Origin of the sequence: Streptomyces aurantiacus (assembly GCF_001418335.1) — a bacterium.
In the GTDB taxonomy this organism is placed as follows: Bacteria; Actinomycetota; Actinomycetes; order Streptomycetales; family Streptomycetaceae; genus Streptomyces; species Streptomyces aurantiacus.
In genome coordinates, this window is record NZ_LIPP01000130.1 from 1 (window position 1) to 18,263 (window position 18,263).

The window sequence follows — 18,263 nt, forward strand, 5'->3', positions numbered from 1 at the left end:
TCGGCGAACGCGGCATGGAAGCCCTCCTCGCCGTCCTGGACACCCGCGACCCCGCACGCGACGACATCCCCGTAACCCTGGTGATCCGGGGCTCCACAGCCCCACCGAGCGCCCCTTAGGGGGAACGGAAACTGCGCAGGCTATTTAGCCTTTAGGGCGCGGGGAACTGCGCGACCAGCCCCCACCGGCCCGCAACGCTGCAAAACGCCGTGTGCCCCCGGCCTGTAAAAGACCGGAGGCACACAAAACTCAACAAAGTCGAGGAGATCACTCCTCATCCCCGTCTTCGGGCTCCTCCGCCTCCGCCGCGGTGGACGCCCCACCCTCCTCCAACAGCCGATCCAGCTGCCGCCCGGCAATCCGCTTGAACTTGCGCTGCTGCGGACGCGTCCGGTCCAGCACCGCAACCTCCAGCCGCTCCGCGGGAATCTCCCGCTCACTGCCGTTCGTATCGCGCGACAGCGCCTGCACAGCCAGCTTCAACGCCGCCGCCAGCGACATCCCGTCCTCATGCCGCTGGTCGAGATAGGTGTTGATCGTCTCGGCGTTGCCACCGACCGCGACCGAACCGTGCTCGTCCACGATCGACCCGTCGTGCGGAAGCCGGTAGATCTGATCGCCCTCCGGGGTCTCCCCCACCTCGGCGACCACCAACTCCACCTCGTACGGCTTCTCGGCCGCCGACGAGAAGATCGTGCCGAGCGTCTGCGCATAGACGTTGGCGAGACCACGGGCAGTCACGTCGTCCCGGTCGTAGGTATAGCCCCGCAGGTCGGCGTAGCGCACACCGCCGATCCGGAGGTTCTCGTACTCGTTGTACTTACCGGCGGCGGCGAAGCCGATCCGGTCATAGATCTCGCTGAACTTGTGCAGCGCACGGGACGGGTTCTCCCCGACGAACACGATGCCGTCGGCGAACTGCAGCACAACCAGGCTGCGACCACGGGCAATGCCCTTGCGGGCATATTCCGCCCGGTCGGCCATCGCCTGCTGGGGTGATACATAGAACGGCGTCGACACCGGCTATCCGTCCCTTTCTGTGGAAGTCACTGGATCACCTCGAAAAACGGACCGCGCTCAGAGCAACGCGGCGCGCGGACCGTCGGGCTGCTCCAGACGCCGCTCCAGGATCGCGGCGGCGGTCTCGGAGGACTCCTGGTCCGTGAGCCGGCGGAAGCCGTCCTCGGTGATCACTGTGACGATCGGGTAGATCCGGCGGGCGACATCGGGACCACCGGTCGCCGAGTCGTCGTCTGCCGCGTCGTACAGCGCCTGCACGACAAGCGTGGTGGCCTGATCTTCGGTCAGGTCCTTGGCATAGAGCTTCTTCATGGCGCTGCGGGCGAAGATCGATCCGGAGCCCGTGGCCGCGAAGCCCTGCTCCTCGGACCGGCCGCCCGTCACGTCGTAGGAGAAGATGCGGCCCTTGTCCCGGTCGACATCGAAACCGGCGAAGAGCGGCACCACGGCGAGGCCCTGCATGGCCATGCCGAGATTGGAACGGATCATCGTGGAGAGGCGGTTCGCCTTGCCCTCCAGGGAGAGCGTGGTGCCCTCCACCTTCTCGAAGTGCTCCAGCTCCAGCTGGAACAGCTTCACCATCTCGACGGCCAGACCGGCCGTACCGGCGATACCCACGGCCGAGTACTCGTCCGCCGGGAACACCTTCTCGATGTCCCGCTGCGCGATGACGTTCCCCATGGTGGCCCGGCGGTCACCGGCGAGCACGACGCCGCCGGCGAAGGTGACGGCGACGATGGTCGTGCCGTGCGGGGCCTCGATGACTCCCTGGATCGGCGGCAACTGGCGCCTGCCCGGGAGCATCTCCGGCTGGTGGTCGGACAGGAAGTCCATGAAGGACGACGACCCAGGCGTCAGGAAGGCAGCTGGTAGACGCCCGGTGCTACGAGTGTTGGCTTCCACGAGGATCCTTCCAAGTAGGCGGCAGCCCGACGAACTGCGTCGGGATCATCTCCCAACTTGCCGATGGCCGAATTGCAGTTGAAGCACAGTACGCCACGGACCCTACCCGTCTGATGACAGTGATCCACATGAACGGCCGGAGCTTTCAGACAGATCACACAGAGCCCCATTTGCGAGGCGACCATCTCGTCACGCTCGGCTTCGGTCATGCCGTACTGGCGCTTCAGGTGACCCTGTCGTCCCTGGATGGCCCGACACGCCTTGCACCGCGTCGACAAGCCGTCCGATGCGGTCGAATTGCGGTGCCACTCACTGTGCGGCTTGATCTCGCCACAGGTCCGGCAGAGCTTGTGCCCGTGCGGAACGTCCATCCTTTCCCGCACAGGCTTGCCGATGGCTTGGCGACGCCGCCGGTAGTGCGCAGCACTGTACTCAGCCACGCACTCCCGGCACCGCACCTGGAGGCCGTCACGACGGTTCCTGTCTGCCGCGAAGCACTCCGCAGGCAATGTGCGCTTACAGCCCGTGCACCGCTTACCTTGCGGCGAATCGGACAGATCGCTCATTCCCCACCTTTTTGCACGAAACTACGAACAAAGTCCTCTGCATTTTCCTCGAGTACGTCATCGATTTCGTCCAAGACAGAGTCCACGTCGTCGCTCAGCTTCTCCTGACGTTCCGCAAGGTCCTCGGACGCCTGTGTCTCGGGCGCCTCCTCGACCTCCTCGGTGTTGCGCGTCGCCTTCTGCTGTCCGCCGCCGGTGTCCTTGGTCGCCATAACCCTCACCCCGCTCGGTTCGACGTTCTTGATCAGACCCTACAAGCAGGGTCCGACATCGGCCCCGCAGTTCCTACTGTTCCTACAACGTCCGGGAACCACCTCCATGATTCCCGGACGGCGGCTTTTCCACCCTGTCGGGGCGGATCGGTCCAGTGGGTGTTTCAGTGGCCCGACAGGACCTTGACCAGCTCTTCCGCTGTGCGACAGCGGTCGAGGAGCTCTTTTACGTGATTACGCGTTCCGCGAAGCGGCTCAAGGGTTGGGACGCGCTGGAGCGAGTCCCGGCCCGGCAGGTCGAAGATCACCGAGTCCCAGGAGGCCGCCGCGACGTCGTCCGCGTACTGTTCGAGGCATCGCCCGCGGAAGTACGCGCGGGTGTCCTCCGGCGGCTGGGTGCGGGCCCGCTCCACGTCGGTCTCGTCCAGCAGCCGCTTGATCCTGCCGCGGGCCACCAGACGGTTGTAGAGGCCCTTGTCGGGGCGTACGTCGGCGTACTGGAGGTCGACCAGGTGCAGCCGGGCGGCGTCCCAGTCGAGGTCGTCCCGGCGCCGGTAGCCCTCCATGAGCTGCCGTTTGGCCACCCAGTCCAGTTCGCCTGCGAGGCTCATCGGGTCGGTCTCCAGGCGGCCCAGGACGTCCTCCCAGCGGGTCAGCACGTCCCTGGTCTGGTCGTCCGCGTCGGCCCCGTAGCGTTCCTCGACGTACTTGCGCGCCAGTTCGAAGTACTCCATCTGGAGTTGGACGGCGGTGAGTGTCCGGCCGCTGCGGAGGGTGATGAGGCGTTTGAGGGTGGGGTCGTGCGAGACCTGGTGCAGGGTGCGCACCGGCTGGTCCACGGCGAGGTCGACGGCGATGAAGCCGTCTTCGATCATGGACAGGACGAGAGCGGTCGTGCCGAGTTTGAGGTAGGTGGAGATCTCGGAGAGGTTCGCGTCGCCGATGATCACGTGGAGGCGGCGGTACTTCTCGGCGTCCGCGTGGGGCTCGTCGCGGGTGTTGATGATGGGGCGCTTCAGGGTGGTTTCGAGGCCCACCTCGACCTCGAAGTAGTCGGCGCGCTGGCTGAGCTGGAAGCCGTGTTCGTGCCCGTCCTGGCCGATGCCCACGCGGCCGGCTCCGGTGACGACCTGGCGTGAGACGAAGAACGGCGTGAGGTGGCGCACGATGTCCGAGAAGGGGGTTTCCCGCTTCATCAGGTAGTTCTCGTGCGTGCCGTAGGAGGCGCCCTTGTTGTCGGTGTTGTTCTTGTAGAGGTGGATCGGCTGGGCGCCGGGGAGCTGGGCCGCGCGTTCGGCGGCCTCGGCCATGATGCGCTCGCCGGCCTTGTCCCAGAGGACGGCGTCGAGCGGGTTGGTCACTTCGGGGGAGCTGTACTCCGGGTGTGCGTGGTCCACATACAGTCGTGCGCCGTTGGTGAGGATGACATTGGCCAGGCCGATGTCCTCGTCGGTGAGCTGACTGGAGTCGGCAGCTTCGCGGGCGAGGTCGAAGCCCCGTGCGTCCCGCAGCGGGTTCTCCTCCTCGAAGTCCCAGCGGGCCCGCCGGGCCCGGTGCATCGCCGCCGCGTAGGCGTTGACGATCTGGGACGAGGTGAGCATGGCATTGGCGTTGGGGTGGCCGGGTACGGAGATCCCGTACTCCGTCTCGATGCCCATTACTCGCCGTACGGTCATGCGGCCCTCCTTGCCCGGCGGCGTCCTCGGTCGGGGACGCCGCTCAAGTACCGCTGGCGCTCCGGTGCGTGCGCGGTGCCCGTCCGCGCACGGCGCGACTTGGCGGTACCGAAGAGCCTAGAACGCCTTTGCGCTGGTGGGGAGATCATTTGCGTCATTGGTCAGCTCCAGCTGTGCCCTGGAAAACAGTTGGCTGCGGGTACCCGGTGAGGGCACCCGCAGCCACCCTGTGTTTTACAGGTACTGACCGGTGTTCGCCACCGTGTCGATGGAGCGTCCGGTGTCCGAGCCCTGTTTTCCGGTGATGAGCGTGCGGATGTATACGATCCGTTCGCCCTTCTTTCCGGAGATTCGGGCCCAGTCGTCGGGGTTGGTGGTGTTGGGCAGGTCTTCGTTCTCCTTGAACTCGTCCACGCAGGCCTGGAGCAGGTGGGAGACTCGTAGGCCCTTCTGGCTGTGGTCGAGGAAGTCCTTGATGGCCATCTTCTTGGCGCGGCCGACGATGTTCTCGATCATGGCGCCGGAGTTGAAGTCCTTGAAGTAGAGGACTTCCTTGTCGCCGTTGGCGTAGGTGACCTCCAGGAAGCGGTTTTCCTCGGACTCGGTGTACATGTGTTCGACGGCGGTCTGGATCATGCTCTGGACCGTGGTGGTCTTGCTGCCGCCGTGCTCGCCGACGTCGTCGGGGTGCAGCGGGAGGCGTTCGGTGAGGTACTTGCCGAAGATGTCCTTGGCCGCTTCGGCGTCGGGACGCTCGATCTTGATCTTCACGTCGAGCCGGCCGGGGCGCAGGATGGCGGGGTCGATCATGTCCTCGCGGTTGGAGGCGCCGATGACCACGACGTTCTGCAGGCCCTCAACGCCGTCGATCTCGGCGAGGAGCTGCGGGACGATGGTGTTCTCCACGTCCGAGCTGACGCCTGATCCTCGGGTGCGGAAGAGGGATTCCATCTCGTCGAAGAAGACGATGACGGGTGTGCCCTCGCTGGCCTTCTCGCGTGCGCGCTGGAAGACGAGGCGGATCTGGCGCTCGGTCTCACCGACGTACTTGTTGAGGAGTTCGGGGCCCTTGATGTTGAGGAAGAAGCTTTTGCCCTGGGCCTGGCCGGTGACTTCGGCGACCTTCTTGGCCAGTGAGTTGGCGACGGCTTTGGCGATGAGTGTCTTGCCGCATCCGGGGGGCCCGTAGAGCAGTACGCCCTTGGGGGGCCGCAGTTCGTGTTCCTTGAAGAGGTCGGGGTGGAGGTACGGGAGCTCGACGGCGTCGCGGATCATTTCGATCTGGCCGCCCAGACCGCCGATCTGTTCGTAGCCGATGTCGGGGACTTCTTCGAGGACGAGTTCCTCGACCTCGCTCTTCGGTACGACCTCGTAGACGTAGCCGGAGCGGGGTTCGAGCAGCAGGGCGTCGCCGGGCCGGATGTTGATGTCCAGCAGTGGCTCGGCGAGCCGTACCACCCGTTCTTCGTCGGTGTGCCCCACTACGAGGGCGCGCTCGCCGTCCTCAAGGATCTCCTTGAGGGTGACGATGTCGCCGACGCTCTCGTACTCCATGGCCTCGACCACGTTGAGGGCTTCGTTGAGCATGAGTTCCTGGCCGCGTCGGAGCTCTTCGAGCTCGACGCTGGGGCTGACGTTCACCCGGAGTTTGCGGCCTCCGGTGAAGATGTCGGCTGTGCCGTCCTCGTTGGCCGTGAGGAAGACACCGAAGCCGGCCGGTGGTTGTGCGAGCCGGTCGACTTCCTCCTTGAGGGCCACGATCTGGTCGCGGGCCTCTCGGAGGGTGCCTGCGAGCCGCTCGTTCTGTGCGGACACGCCGGCCAGGTTGGTCTGCAGCTCGACGATCCGCTCTTCGAGAATCCTCGTGTGCCGCGGAGAGTCGGCGAGCTTGCGCCGCAGGACGGCGATCTCCTGCTCAAGGTAGGCAATCTGCCCGGACGGGTCGTCGGACCCTCGTCCCGGGCGGATGCCGCGGTTCATGTCGTCGTCGTGGGCTGCCACGGTCCTCACCTCCTCCAAGGGGAGCTGGACGCTTCCAGACCCTACCTGGGTGGGTGTCGATTGAAACCCCTAGATCACAAAGACGGTCGGGGTGTGTCCGATCTTCACCCTTGCGCTCTCCCTCACGCCAGTGGAATACCCATCCAACGTGACCGGGAAGCCGACGGAGGTAGGGTCGAAGTGTTCAACACCCGTCAGAGCTGGTCCGATTCCCGTCTTCGGGTGGTTCGGCGCAGGAAATGGCAGGAGAAATGACCGTGCAGCAGGAGGCCGGAGTCGACGGCGAGGCGCTTGAGGTCTGGATCGACCAGGATCTGTGCACCGGCGACGGGATCTGTGCCCAGTACGCGCCCGAGGTGTTCGAGCTGGACATCGACGGTCTGGCCTATGTGAAGAGTTCGGGTGACGAGCTTCTGCAGACCCCGGGTGCGACAACGCCCGTACCGCTGACGCTTCTGCGTGATGTCGCCGACTCCGCGAAGGAGTGTCCGGGTGACTGTATCCACGTACGCCGGGTGTCGGACCGTGTCGAGGTCTACGGTCCGGACGCGGAGTGAGCGTGCGGGCACCTCGTGTCACGGGGTGCCCGGCGGGTCACGTTGTCTGTCTTCTCACATGCTCCGGTCCACATGCTCGCTCCGGTCTCACGTGCTCCGGGCGGCGGGCGGTGTCGAGCGTATGAATGCGCCGTTCTTCCACTGCCACTTGGCGGTCTCGTTCACGTCGGGGCAGCAACTCGGTATGTCGGGCGAGGAGTAGCCGAGCAGGGTCGCGGTGATCGTGGCGTCGCGGAGGGCGAAGTCCTGGACGGACAGTCGGTCCTTCGGGTCGACGAGGGTGGCGACGACTCGGGGCTTCGGGGCGCCCTTGGGTGCGGTGAGGACGTAGACGCCGCTGGGCGGGGTGCCGGAGCCGGCGTCGCAGCGGACCACGGCGACCGTTTCGGGTGTGCCGTCGCCGTCGAGGTCGCCCGAGGCCTTTTTCTGGACGAGGACCTTCGCGGGGCCGCAGTCGACGGGGAAGTCGGCGTGGGCCGGGTCGGGGGCCGCCGCGGCCGCGGGGGCCGTCTTGGCCTTGGTGCCGTGCTGGGCGGCCGTGGCCTCGTCGGGTTGCATGAAGGAGGAGGCCGCGACGACCGCGGCGACGGCTGTTGCCGTGGCGACCCAGTGGATCGGACGGGTGTGCGTGTGGGCCAGTTCCGGGACGGCGGATTGCTGCACTAGGAAGTGTCTCCTGTGAGGGCTGTGCCGGTGGGGGTGGCCAGCATGGTGCCACACGTCACACCGTGAGGGAACGGTGGGGTCGGGGGTACCAGCGGGATGCCAAGGGAAAAGCGCTGTGGCCGAGTTCCGGAGGGGTCCTCGGGAACTCGGCCACGGTGCTTGCGCGTTGGGTGCGGCAGGGGCTGTCTGTCAGCCGTCAGCGGCCGGCGGCGCCCGCGTCGGCGTTCGGACCGGAGTAGTCCTCGCCGTAGGAGCCCTTGGAGGGGCGGCGGCGGCGCGTGGGCGGCTCGACGCCGTCCGCGAGGCGGCGGGCGGTGAGCAGGAAGCCGGTGTGGCCGATCATCCGGTGGTCGGGGCGGACGGCCAGGCCTTCGATGTGCCAGTTGCGGACCATCGACTCCCAGGCGGACGGCTCGGCGAAGCAGCCGATCTCGCGGATGGACTCGACGGTGCGGGCGAGCTGGGTGGTGGTGGCCACGTAGCAGCAGACGATGCCGCCGGGGACGAGCGCCTTGGAGACGGCTTCCAGGCATTCCCAGGGAGCGAGCATGTCAAGGACGACGCGGTCGACCTCGGTGTCCGAGAGGTTGTCCTGGAGGTCGCCGACGGTGAGCTGCCAGGCGGGGTGGGGGCTGCCGAAGTAGCGCTCCACGTTCTGCTGGGCGATCTCGGCGAAGTCCTCGCGGCGCTCGTACGAGTGGAGCATGCCCTGGTCGCCTACGGCACGGAGCAGGAAGGTGCTGAGCGAGCCGGAGCCTACGCCTGCTTCCACGACGCGTGCGCCGGGGAAGATGTCGGCGAAGGCGAGGATCTGCCCCGCGTCCTTGGGGTAGACCACGGCGGCGCCGCGGGGCATGGAGAGGACGAAGTCGGGGAGCAGGGGGCGCAGCGCCAGGTAGGCGACGTTTCCCGTGGTGCGGACAACGCTGCCCTCGGGTGCGCCGATCAGTTCGTCGTGAGGGAAGGAACCCTTGTGGGTGTGGAAGTTCTTCCCCGCTTCGAGCGTGAACGTGTAGTGGCGGCCCTTGGGGTCGGTCAGCTGTACCTGGTCCCCGACCTTGAAGGGCCCGCGTCGGCGGGCGGCACCGGTCGGTTCGGACATGTGAGTCAGCCTACCGGCGATTGCCGGGGGCTCCGACCACTCGGGTGGGTGGGCAGCTGCGGGTGCTTCGTGGCTGGTCGCGCAGTTCCCCGCGCCCCCTTCGGGGCGCCCCTGACGGGGCGCGTGTTCAGTTGGGGCGGGCCATTGCCTTGACGAAGGCTTTTTCGACGTCTGCTGCCGAGAGGACTCCGTAGATCTCGCCGGAGTCCTCCACGACCAGGTATTCGGTCGCGGGGGTCGCGCGCAGGACCTCCAGGAGTTCCTCGCCGGCCAGTTCGGCGGAGACGCGCATGCCGTCCGTCAGGTCCTGGGCGAGGCCGCTGACGGCGACCCAGGGGCGGCGGTGTTCGGGTACTCCCACGATGGCGGTCTCGCGGACGAGGGAGAGGGGTTCGCCGTCGGCGTCCACGACGACCAGGGCGCGGGCGCCGGCTTCGTTGGCGCGGCGGAGTGCTTCGGAGAGGGGGGTGGCGGTTTCGACGGGGACCGCGCGCCGGGTGAGGGCGCGGGCTCTCAGGTCGGGCAGGTGTTCGCGCAGGCGGGCCATGCGCAGGCTGTTGCCGGCGCCGGTCCAGATGATCGCGGCGAGGATCGCGGCGAGCAGGGCGTCCATGACGGTGTCCATGCCGCTGATGTCCTCGGCGTCCGCTCCGAGTGCGCCGGAGTGGGTGAGCAGGGGCAGTCCGATGAGTACGGAGATGGCGAGGACGCGGCCGACCCAGGCGGCGGCCACGGTGCCGCTCATCGGTTTGCCGGTGATCTTCCAGACGACGGCGCGGAGCATGCGGCCGCCGTCGAGGGGCAGGCCGGGGAGGAGGTTGAACGCGGCGACGATGAGGTTGGAGATCATCAGGCCGCCGAGGAGGACGCCGGGGACGGTGTCCGGTTCGACCGCCTGGAGGGGGAGGTAGAAGAGGCCGCCGAGGATCAGGGAGAGCAGTGGGCCGACGAAGGCGAGGACGAACTCGCGTCCGGGGGTCTCGGACTCCTTCTCGATCTCGGAGACGCCGCCGAAGAACTGCAGCTGGATGCGGCGTACGGGCAGTTTGAAGCGCAGGGCCGCGACGGTGTGTGCCAGTTCGTGGACGAGTACGGAGGCGTAGAAGGCGACGGCGAAGAAGAGGGAGACGAGGTAGCGGGCCATGCCGAGCTCGGGCAGGACGCGGTCGAGCTGGCCGCCGAAGACCCAGGTGATGAGTGCGGCGACGAGGAACCAGCTGGGTGCGACGTACACGGGTACGCCGAAGGGGCGTCCCATGAGGAGGCCGCCGCCGGGTTCTTTGGCGCGTCGGGGGGCGGGGCCCTTCTTTCCCTTTGCGCTCTTTCCCTTTGCGCTCTTTCCCCTTCCGCCGTCGGGCTGCGGGGTGGGGGCCGGTGTCGGGTCTTCCTGGTCCTGGCCGTCTGCCGGGGTGTCGGTGTCGTGCGGTTCCTGGGGGGAGGGTGGCCGGGCCGTCGTGGTCGCGGGGTCGCCGGGCCGCGGCTGGTCCGTGGGGTGCTCGTCCGCCTCGTCCGTGCCGGATCGCGGCTGCCCGCTCCCGCCGCTCTCGTCCACGATGTCCCCTCGTTCGACGCGTATCCCGCTCGCGATCATGCACGCGATAGGTCTTGTGGTCGATGGTATGCGGCCGTCGCGGCGTGTTAGGCCCCGGCTCCCCTTCTGTTTCCCGGGCAGGGGTGCGGGCAGGGGTGCGGTGCGCGGGTCGTCGTGTGCGGCGGTGTCAGTGGTGGGCCGTAGGGTTTGTTGTCATGGAAACCAGCACCGAGGGCGTTGTCCCGGCCGGCCCCGAAGCCGGGCCGGTGGACGACGCGGCCCCGCCGTCCGTCGCCCCGGAGGCCGGTCGTGGGGTGGGGGCGGTGCCCCCGGCCTCGCTGTCGCCCTCGCGTGCCGGGGATTTCATGCAGTGTCCGTTGCTGTACCGGTTCCGGGTGATCGACAAGCTGCCCGAGAAGCCGAGCGAGGCGGCGACGCGCGGGACGTTGGTGCACGCGGTCCTGGAGCGGCTCTTCGACGCGCCGGCCACCGAGCGGACCGCTCCGCGTGCGAAGTCGTTGATCCCGGGTCAGTGGGACCGGCTGCGTGAGGCGAGGCCGGAGCTGGCCGAGTTGTTCGCGGACGCCGACGAGCAGGCCGCGGGCGAGAAGCTGGCCGGCTGGCTCGCCGAGGCGGAGCGGCTGGTCGAGCGCTGGTTCACCCTGGAGGACCCGACGCGTCTGGAACCGGCCGAGCGGGAGCTCTTCGTGGAGGCGCAACTCGACTCGGGGCTGAAGCTGCGCGGGATCATCGACCGGGTGGATGTGGCGCCGACCGGGGAGGTGCGGATCGTCGACTACAAGACGGGCAAGGCCCCGCGTCCGGAGTACGCGGAGGGCGCGCTGTTCCAGATGAAGTTCTACGCCCTGGTGGTGTGGCGGCTGAAGCAGGTCGTCCCGCGCCGTCTCCAGCTCGTGTATCTGGGCAGCGGCGACGTGCTGACGTACGACCCGGTGCCGGCCGATCTGGAGCGGGTGGAGCGCAAGCTGCACTCGCTGTGGGAGGCGATCCGGCTGGCCACGGAGACCGGTGACTGGCGGCCGCGGCCCACCAAGCTCTGCGGCTGGTGCGATCACCGGTCGGTCTGCCCGGAGTTCGGCGGCACTCCCCCGCCGTATCCGCTCCCGGTGACGGTGCCCGGGTCCGGGTCCGGCGGCGCGTGAGCCGAAGCGGCCGGAGTACGGGCTGAGTTCGCGCGGGCTCAGGCGAAATTCAGGCGGAGTGCGGGCGGAGTTCCGCCGTGGTGCGGTCGTGGGTGCGGCTGTGGTGCCCCGAGCGCGGACCGGGGGGTGCCCGCAGGGCAGAATGGGGCCGGACTAGCGAAGGAGACTTACGTGGCCATCCGCGTCCTACTGGTCGACGACCAGCCGCTGCTGCGCACCGGCTTCCGGATGATTCTGGAGGCGGAGCAGGACCTCGCGGTCGTCGGCGAGGCCGGTGACGGTCTCCAGGCACTCGATCAGGTACGTGCCCTGCAGCCCGATGTGGTTCTGATGGACATCCGAATGCCGAGGATGGACGGAGTCGAGGCGACCCGGCAGATCACCGGCCCCGGCCGGGACGGTCCGGCGAAGGTGCTGGTCCTGACGACCTTCGACCTCGACGAGTACGTGGTGGAGGCCCTGCGCGCCGGCGCCAGTGGTTTCCTCCTGAAGGACGCCCCTGCCAACGAGTTGGTGCAGGCGATCCGTGTGGTGGCCGCGGGTGAGGCCATGCTGGCGCCGAGCATCACCCGTCGGCTGCTCGACAAGTACGCGGGCCATCTGCCCTCCGGTGACGAGCCCGTGCCGGACACCCTGCACACGCTCACCGAGCGGGAGGTCGAGGTTCTGAAGCTGGTGGCCCGCGGGCTGTCGAACGCGGAGATCGCGGCCGACCTGTTCGTCAGCGAGACCACGGTCAAGACGCATGTGGGCCACGTCCTCACCAAGCTGGGGCTGCGGGACCGGGTGCAGGCCGCGGTGTACGCGTACGAGAGCGGTCTGGTGCGCCCGGGAGCGCAGTGACCGGGCGTGCCTCGGAGCCTGTCCAGGAGCGTGGGCGGAACGCGGCACCGATGACAGCAGCATGAAGAATGGCCGCCCCCTTCCAACGTGAAGGGGGCGGCCATTCTCATGGACGTGTGTGCGGTGCCGGCGGTGTCAGCTGCCCACTCCGCGGCCCAGCTCCCACAGCTGCAGCGTCGCCGAGGAGTTGATGGCGTACTCGGCGCCGGTGATGTCGTCCCGTACGGCGAGGTACTGCTTGCCCTGCCACAGCGGCAGGAGCGGGACGTCCTTGGCGACGATGCTCTGGATCTCCTCCATGCTCTTCGAGGCGGTGAGCCGGTCGGCCTCGCGGCGGGACTCCGGGATCAGGTCGTCGCGGATACGGCTGTTCGCGTACGGCAGCGCGATGGTGTTGTCCTTGTCGAGGAACGGCGTGATGAAGGTCTCGGCGTCGGGGAAGTCAGGGAACCAGCCCATGCCGTAGACGGCGAACTTGCCCTCACGCTGCTTGGGGCGGTACTTGTCCCATATCTCGCCCTTGGTGTCCACGTCGAAGAGCCCGGTGTCGTTGAGCTGCTTCTGCAGCGTCTCGAACTCGGTCTTCGTGGCGGAGCCGTAGTGGTCCGTCGTGTAGTGCATCGTGAACTTCACCGGCGTCGTGACGTTCGCCGCGGAGAGCAGCGCCTTGGCCTTGGCCACGTCCGGGTTGCCGTACTCGTTGAAGAACGAGTTGGCGTGTCCGGTGACCGTGGCCGGGACCATCGAGTACAGCGGGTCGGCGCCGGAGCCGTACACCTTGGAGGTCAGTTCGCTGCGGTTGACGATCTGGGCGACCGCCTGGCGGACCGCCTTGTCCTTCAGCGTCGGGTTGTCGGTGTCGAAGCCGATGTAGCGGATCTCCAGGCCCGGCTGCTCGATCACGTCAATGTCGCTGTCCTTGGCGTTCTGCAGCTTCTTGATCTGGTCGGGCGACATGGTGCGGGTCATCATGTCGATGTCGCCCTTTTCGAGCGCCGCGCCCATGGCTTCGGGGGTGTCGAAGGACTTCAGTTCGACCTTGTCGTTCTTCACCTCCGAGATCCCCTGGTAATTGGGGTTCTTGGTGAAGACGACCTTGACGATCTTGTCCTTCTTGGTCTCGGCCTTGAGCGTGTACGGGCCCGAGCTGCTCACGTCGGAGCCGTTGCGCAGCTTGTTCTTGGCGTAGTCGTCGGGGTTGACGATGCCCGCGACTGGCGTGGACAGCTTGAACGGGAAGGTGGCGTCGGCGCTGTTGAGGTGGAAGATCACCTCGCGGTCGCCCTTGGTCTCGACGGCGTCGACGGTGGACAGCAGCGAGGCGACCTCGGTGTCGGCCTTGATTCGCAGCGCGCGCTCGATGGAGAACTTCACGTCCTCGGCGGTGATCGGGTCACCGTTCGAGAACTTGAGGTCCTTGCGCAGCTTGCAGGCGTACCGCTCGTTGCCCGAGTCGGTGAAACCGCACTCCTCGGCGGCCTCCGGGGCCGGGTCGCCGCCGCCGTTGGGCATGGCCATCAGCGTCTGGACCGTCTGACGCAGGACGTTCCACGAGCCCACGTCGTAGGCGTAGGCCGGGTCGAACGGAGCCGGTGTCGCCTTGGAGACGGAGAACCCGTCGGTGGTACCGACGACGATTGCGTCGCCGCTGTCGCCGCCACTGTCGGAGCCGCCGCATGCGGCGAGGACAGAGGCGAGCAGACCGATCGTGGCCGGCAGCACCAAAGGCTTACGGTTCATGCTCGAAGTTCTCCAGAGCTGTCGATCCCGCGGGCCCGGCAAGCCGGGGTGTTGCGGTCGGGTCACGGGGGTTACGGCGATGTTCTCGCGATGAGATTAGTCCGCGTCGGCAGGACGGTTCGCAGGCACCGGAGTTGAGTTCCCATCACGCTGCGAAACCGTGCGCGGACGCACCGAAAAACCGACAGTGGAAGGATTCGTACACCCTCCCACGAATCGGGACACAAGGGCGTGCACCTGGCCACCGAAAAGGCTTGCCAGACACACGCGCAACCCCCTGTCGACCCCCCTTTAGGTGGTGAACGTCACACCTTCAACTGCACCGGGGAGTACCGGAATTCAGCCGTCCGATCCGTGCGGAACGTGATCGAATTATTCCGGTGCCGTGACCACGCAGTTTTTGGCATTCACTGCGCGCACCGTGAGTGAACGTTTAGCCCTTTTCCGTCATCAGAGCCCGTAGAAAAGGCAGGTCGACCTGTTCGAGGGAGGTCACGACGGTTCGCCCGGCGGCCGGCACGATCGGGGACACCGAGGGCACGGCCACGACGCGGCAGCCCGCGGCCTCGGCGGCGGCCACGCCCGTCGCGGTGTCCTCGATGACCGCGCATCTGGCCGGATCCGCACCCAGCCCGGAGGCCGCGAGCAGATACGGGTCGGGGAAGGGCTTGGTGCGCTCGACCTCGTCGCCGGCGACGGTCAGGGCGAAGTTCTGGGCGCCGAGCGAGACCAGGACGCGGTCGATGATGCGGCGGTGCGAGGCGGAGACCAGCGCGGTGGGGATCCGGTGCGCGGCGAGTTCGGCCAGGAGTTCCGCGGCGCCCGGCATCAGCGGCAGGGCCCGGCCGATACGGTCCTCGAAGCCGTCGTTCAGCAGCACGGTGAGTTCGGAGAGGGTGATCTGGGCGCCGGTGGCCTCGATGAGGAAGCCGGCGCTGCGGGTCATGGGGCCGCCGACCACCACGTGCCGCCAGGAGTCGTCGAGGCGGTGGCCCAGCCGGGAGAACACCTCGACCTCGGCGTCCCACCAGAAGCCCTCGGTGTCCACCAGGGTGCCGTCCATGTCGAGGAGTACGGCTTGGAGGGCGGAGCCCTCGGCCGTCCGGGTACCTAGTGCGGGGACCGTACTGGTCATAGGCGCACCTCCGCTTGAGGGACGAGAAGGCCGGTTCCCTTTCGGGAACCGGCCTGCACTGGACCGACCAGTGTACGTCGCCGTCTACGGAAGTGCCTGTTGGCTTGCCGCCGGCTTGGGGGCCCCCGGGGGGGGACCGGGGGGTTCGGTCGGCTGACGGCCCGTTGTGGTTGCTCGCGCAGTTCCCCGCGCCCCTCACGGGGGCGCCGCCTGTCCGGGGCGCCGCCCCGGCTGGGGAAACACTGTGCAAACCACCTGTACGGGGCAGCAACCATTGCGTTACGGGCGGCCTCTCGGGCATGCTCCGGGGAACCCTCCCGCTGCGAGAGCGGGATCTGGGCAGAGGAGGCGTGCCGCCGTACCCTTGGGGGTATGGGGTTGGGAAGATGATTCCCGGTCACAGCTCCGCCGCTCCTGTCGACCCACCCAAGAGGATCCGAACGCCGAGACACCCATGGCCGGTCACGAATTCGAACCCGCGGACCGCAAGCGCCCCGTCGCCGATCCCACGGCGGCCGAGCCCTTGGCGGCGGAAGAGACACGCCAGTCCTGCGACCCCGCCTTCAAGCACGGTGTCGTCGTGGGTTTCGACGGCTCGACGTCCAGTGAGCGCGCCCTCGCGTACGCGATCGGCATGGCAGGCCGCCTGGGCTCGGGCCTGATCATCGTGCACGTCGCCAACCGGCTGCCCACCACGGTGTGGGCGGGCTGCGAGCCCCCCGTCTTCGTCGACGTGCCGGACCACCGCACCGAGGTGCTCGGTCTTGAGCTCGCCTGCGCGGACTACCTGGCCGAAGTCCCCTGGATCCTCGTCGAGCGCGGCGGCGACATCTGCCACGAACTCGAAGAGGTGGGGCGGGAGTACGAGGCCGACGCGATCGTCGTCGGGTCGACCCACGGGATCGTCGGGCGCATCTTCGGCACGGTCGCGGGCCGGCTCGCCAAGCGGGCGAAGCGGCCGGTCGTCGTCATTCCGTGACGCGGCTCGGCCCGCCCCGGGTGACCTGTGAACCTACTCGTGCGTAGATGTGTTTGTGAGCTTGTGAAGGGCATATAGGGGGCACGGTCTGTCGCCGTTGTCCGGGCGCAGTCTGTCGCCGTTTTCACGGTGCGCTGCCGATCGGGGCGTGACGGTCGCCGGTTGTGGCAGCCGGCCGGGGTGTTGGGCGACCCCGGCGTGACGGGTCCCCCGTGTCTGGTGGCACACGAGGGACCCGTCCCCTTGTTCCGGTTCTGCGGATGGGTGGGGGCTTGTCGCGCAGTTCCCCGCGCCCCTGACGGGGCGGCGCCCCGTCCTGACGGCGCGCGGCCCTTGAGTGGGCCTACTCCACTGTTACCGACTTTGCCAGGTTTCGGGGCTTGTCGATGTCTCGGCCCAGGGACAAGGCCGTGTGGTAGGCGAGGAGTTGGAGGGGGATGCCCAGCAGGATCGGGTCCAGTTCGTCCTCGTTCTTCGGGACGACGATCGTCTGGTCGGCCTTCTCCTGGCGCTCGTGCGCCACGGCGAGGATCTTGCCGCTGCGGGCCTTGATCTCCTCAAGGGCCGCCCGGTTCTTCTCCAGCAGGTCGTCGTTCGGGACGATCGCGACCGTCGGCAGCGCCGGCTCGATCAGCGCGAGCGGCCCGTGCTTCAGCTCCGAGGCGGGGTAGGCCTCGGCGTGGATGTACGAGACCTCCTTCAGCTTGAGCGAGGCCTCACGGGCCACCGGGTAGCCGCGCACCCGGCCGATGAAGAGCATGGAGCGGGCCTCGGCGTACTGCTCGGCCAGCTTCTTGATCTCGTCCTCCTGGGCGAGGATCTCCGTGATCTGGCCTGGCAGCTTGCGCAGGCCCTCGATGATCCGCTTGCCGTCGGAGACCGACAGGTCGCGGGTGCGGCCCAGGTGCAGCGCGAGCAGCGCGAAGGCGACCGTGGTGTTCGTGAAGCACTTGGTGGAGACCACGCACACCTCGGGCCCGGCGTGCACGTACATGCCGCCGTCGGCCTCGCGGGCGATGGCCGAGCCGACCACGTTCACGACGCCGAGGACCCGGGCGCCCTTGCGCTTCAGCTCCTGCACGGCGGCCAGGACGTCGTACGTCTCACCGGACTGGGACACGGCCACGTACAGCGTGTCGGGGTCGACGACCGCGTTGCGGTAGCGGAACTCCGAGGCGGGCTCGGCGTCCGCGGGGATACGGGCCAGCTCCTCTATCATCTGGGCGCCGATCATGCCCGCGTGGTACGAGGTGCCGCAGCCGAGGATCTTCACGCGGCGGATCTTGCGTGCCTCGCGGGCGTCCAGGTTCAGCCCGCCCAGGTGCACGGTGGAGAACCGGTCGTCGATCCGGCCGCGCAGCACCCGGTCCACGGCGTCGGCCTGCTCGTGGATCTCCTTGTGCATGTACGTGTCGTGGCCGCCCATGTCGTACGACGCGGCCTCCCACTCCACGGTGGTCGGCTCGGCCGTCGTACGGGTGCCCTCGGTGGTGTACGTACGGAAGTCGTCGGCCTTCAGCGTCGCCATCTCGCCGTCGTCGAGCGTGACGACCTGGCGGGTGTGGGTGACGAGCGCGGCGATGTCCGAGGCGACGAACATCTCCTTCTCGCCGATGCCGAGGACGACCGGGGAGCCGTTGCGGGCGACCACGATGCGGTCGGCGAAGTCGGCGTGCATCACGGCGATGCCGTACGTGCCCTCGATCAGCCGCAGGGCCTGGCGGACCTTCTCCTCCAGGGTCTCGGCCTGGGAGCGGGCGACGAGGTGGGTGAGGACCTCGGTATCGGTCTCCGAGAGGAACTGGACGCCCTCCGCCTCCAGCTTCTTGCGCAGGTCGGAGGCGTTGTCGATGATGCCGTTGTGGACCACCGCGACCTTGTTGTCGCCCGACATGTGCGGGTGGGCGTTCTCGTCGGAGGGGGCGCCGTGGGTGGCCCAGCGGGTGTGGGCGATGCCCGTGGTGCCGGCGAAGCGCTTGGGGACGCGGGCCTCCAGGTCACGTACCCGGCCCTTGGCCTTGACCATCTTCAGGCCGGCCGTCTTCGGGGACGTCACGACGAGGCCCGCCGAGTCGTAGCCGCGGTACTCAAGGCGCTGCAGGCCTTCGAGGAGGAGGGGCGCCACGTCACGCCTGCCGATGTATCCGACGATTCCGCACATACAGAACG

Annotated in this window: 16 protein-coding genes and 1 pseudogene; 5 read left to right on the top strand and 12 right to left on the bottom strand. The window is 67.9% G+C overall.

The window, feature by feature from the left end; translation table 11 throughout:
- Positions 1-119 (top strand): annotated as a pseudogene (locus AOK01_RS45140) (LacI family transcriptional regulator); the annotation flags it as partial.
- 148 nt (positions 120-267) lie between these two features.
- Here the strand turns inward: AOK01_RS45140 and prcA are convergent.
- The 6 genes from prcA to arc form a co-directional block, all read right to left on the bottom strand.
- Entirely contained in the window at positions 268-1,020 is a 753-nt protein-coding gene (gene prcA / locus AOK01_RS18535) for a proteasome subunit alpha (protein WP_055513055.1), read from the bottom strand.
- A gap of 57 nt (positions 1,021-1,077) precedes the next feature.
- Positions 1,078-1,923, bottom strand: coding sequence for a proteasome subunit beta (gene prcB / locus AOK01_RS18540; protein WP_055513058.1), 846 nt, complete (start codon positions 1,921-1,923; stop codon positions 1,078-1,080).
- Positions 1,875-2,489, bottom strand: a complete 615-nt coding sequence (locus tag AOK01_RS41290) for an endonuclease VII domain-containing protein (RefSeq protein WP_079103523.1) — start codon at positions 2,487-2,489, stop codon at positions 1,875-1,877. Before AOK01_RS41290 ends, prcB begins: the two co-directional genes overlap by 49 nt.
- Positions 2,486-2,701 (bottom strand): ubiquitin-like protein Pup, encoded by a 216-nt coding sequence (locus AOK01_RS18545; RefSeq protein ID WP_055513060.1) that lies wholly within the window; start codon positions 2,699-2,701, stop codon positions 2,486-2,488. The genes AOK01_RS41290 and AOK01_RS18545 overlap by 4 nt, the downstream gene beginning before the upstream one ends.
- 164 nt (positions 2,702-2,865) lie before the next feature.
- Entirely contained in the window at positions 2,866-4,377 is a 1,512-nt protein-coding gene (dop, locus tag AOK01_RS18550; RefSeq protein ID WP_213862113.1) for a depupylase/deamidase Dop, read from the bottom strand.
- 234 nt (positions 4,378-4,611) lie between these two features.
- Positions 4,612-6,378: a proteasome ATPase gene (gene arc, locus AOK01_RS18555; protein WP_055513065.1), complete on the bottom strand. Its 1,767-nt coding sequence runs from the start codon at positions 6,376-6,378 to the stop codon at positions 4,612-4,614.
- Positions 6,379-6,629: 251 nt separating this feature from the next.
- Here arc and AOK01_RS18560 point away from each other — a divergent pair, with 251 nt between their 5' ends.
- Positions 6,630-6,935 carry a ferredoxin gene (locus AOK01_RS18560; protein WP_055513067.1) on the top strand — a complete coding sequence of 102 codons (306 nt, stop codon included), beginning with the start codon at positions 6,630-6,632 and terminating at the stop codon, positions 6,933-6,935.
- A gap of 87 nt (positions 6,936-7,022) precedes the next feature.
- Here AOK01_RS18560 and AOK01_RS18565 read toward each other — a convergent pair whose 3' ends face one another.
- The 3 genes from AOK01_RS18565 to AOK01_RS18575 all read right to left on the bottom strand — a co-directional run bounded on the left by AOK01_RS18565 (position 7,023) and on the right by AOK01_RS18575 (position 10,294).
- Complete coding sequence (locus AOK01_RS18565; RefSeq protein WP_055513069.1) at positions 7,023-7,598, bottom strand: hypothetical protein; 576 nt, start codon at positions 7,596-7,598, stop codon at positions 7,023-7,025.
- 199 nt (positions 7,599-7,797) lie between these two features.
- Complete coding sequence (locus AOK01_RS18570; protein ID WP_055513071.1) at positions 7,798-8,703, bottom strand: tRNA (adenine-N1)-methyltransferase; 906 nt, start codon at positions 8,701-8,703, stop codon at positions 7,798-7,800.
- 127 nt (positions 8,704-8,830) lie between these two features.
- On the bottom strand, positions 8,831-10,294 hold the full coding sequence (locus AOK01_RS18575) for a site-2 protease family protein (protein ID WP_382033175.1): 1,464 nt from the start codon (positions 10,292-10,294) through the stop codon (positions 8,831-8,833).
- Positions 10,295-10,449: 155 nt separating this feature from the next.
- On the opposite strand from AOK01_RS18575, the gene AOK01_RS18580 reads away from it, so the two are divergent.
- Together AOK01_RS18580 and AOK01_RS18585 are read left to right on the top strand one after the other, a co-directional pair.
- Positions 10,450-11,397 carry a RecB family exonuclease gene (locus AOK01_RS18580; RefSeq protein WP_055513073.1) on the top strand — a complete coding sequence of 316 codons (948 nt, stop codon included), beginning with the start codon at positions 10,450-10,452 and terminating at the stop codon, positions 11,395-11,397.
- 171 nt (positions 11,398-11,568) lie between these two features.
- The gene (locus AOK01_RS18585; protein ID WP_010988071.1) at positions 11,569-12,240 is read left to right on the top strand and encodes a response regulator; all 672 of its coding nucleotides are present in this window, start codon (positions 11,569-11,571) and stop codon (positions 12,238-12,240) included.
- Between the two features lie 135 nt (positions 12,241-12,375).
- Here the strand turns inward: AOK01_RS18585 and AOK01_RS18590 are convergent, their stop codons facing one another.
- Positions 12,376-13,980, bottom strand: a complete 1,605-nt coding sequence (locus tag AOK01_RS18590; protein WP_055513075.1) for an ABC transporter substrate-binding protein — start codon at positions 13,978-13,980, stop codon at positions 12,376-12,378.
- A 433-nt stretch (positions 13,981-14,413) separates the two neighbouring features.
- Entirely contained in the window at positions 14,414-15,115 is a 702-nt protein-coding gene (locus AOK01_RS18595; RefSeq protein ID WP_055513076.1) for an HAD family hydrolase, read from the bottom strand.
- Between the two features lie 454 nt (positions 15,116-15,569).
- On the opposite strand from AOK01_RS18595, the gene AOK01_RS18600 reads away from it, so the two are divergent.
- Positions 15,570-16,094: a universal stress protein gene (locus AOK01_RS18600; RefSeq protein WP_055513078.1), complete on the top strand. Its 525-nt coding sequence runs from the start codon at positions 15,570-15,572 to the stop codon at positions 16,092-16,094.
- A gap of 343 nt (positions 16,095-16,437) precedes the next feature.
- On the opposite strand, the gene glmS is transcribed toward AOK01_RS18600, so the two are convergent.
- Positions 16,438-18,255, bottom strand: a complete 1,818-nt coding sequence (gene glmS, locus AOK01_RS18605; RefSeq protein WP_055513080.1) for a glutamine--fructose-6-phosphate transaminase (isomerizing) — start codon at positions 18,253-18,255, stop codon at positions 16,438-16,440.
- Positions 18,256-18,263: the final 8 nt, after the last annotated feature.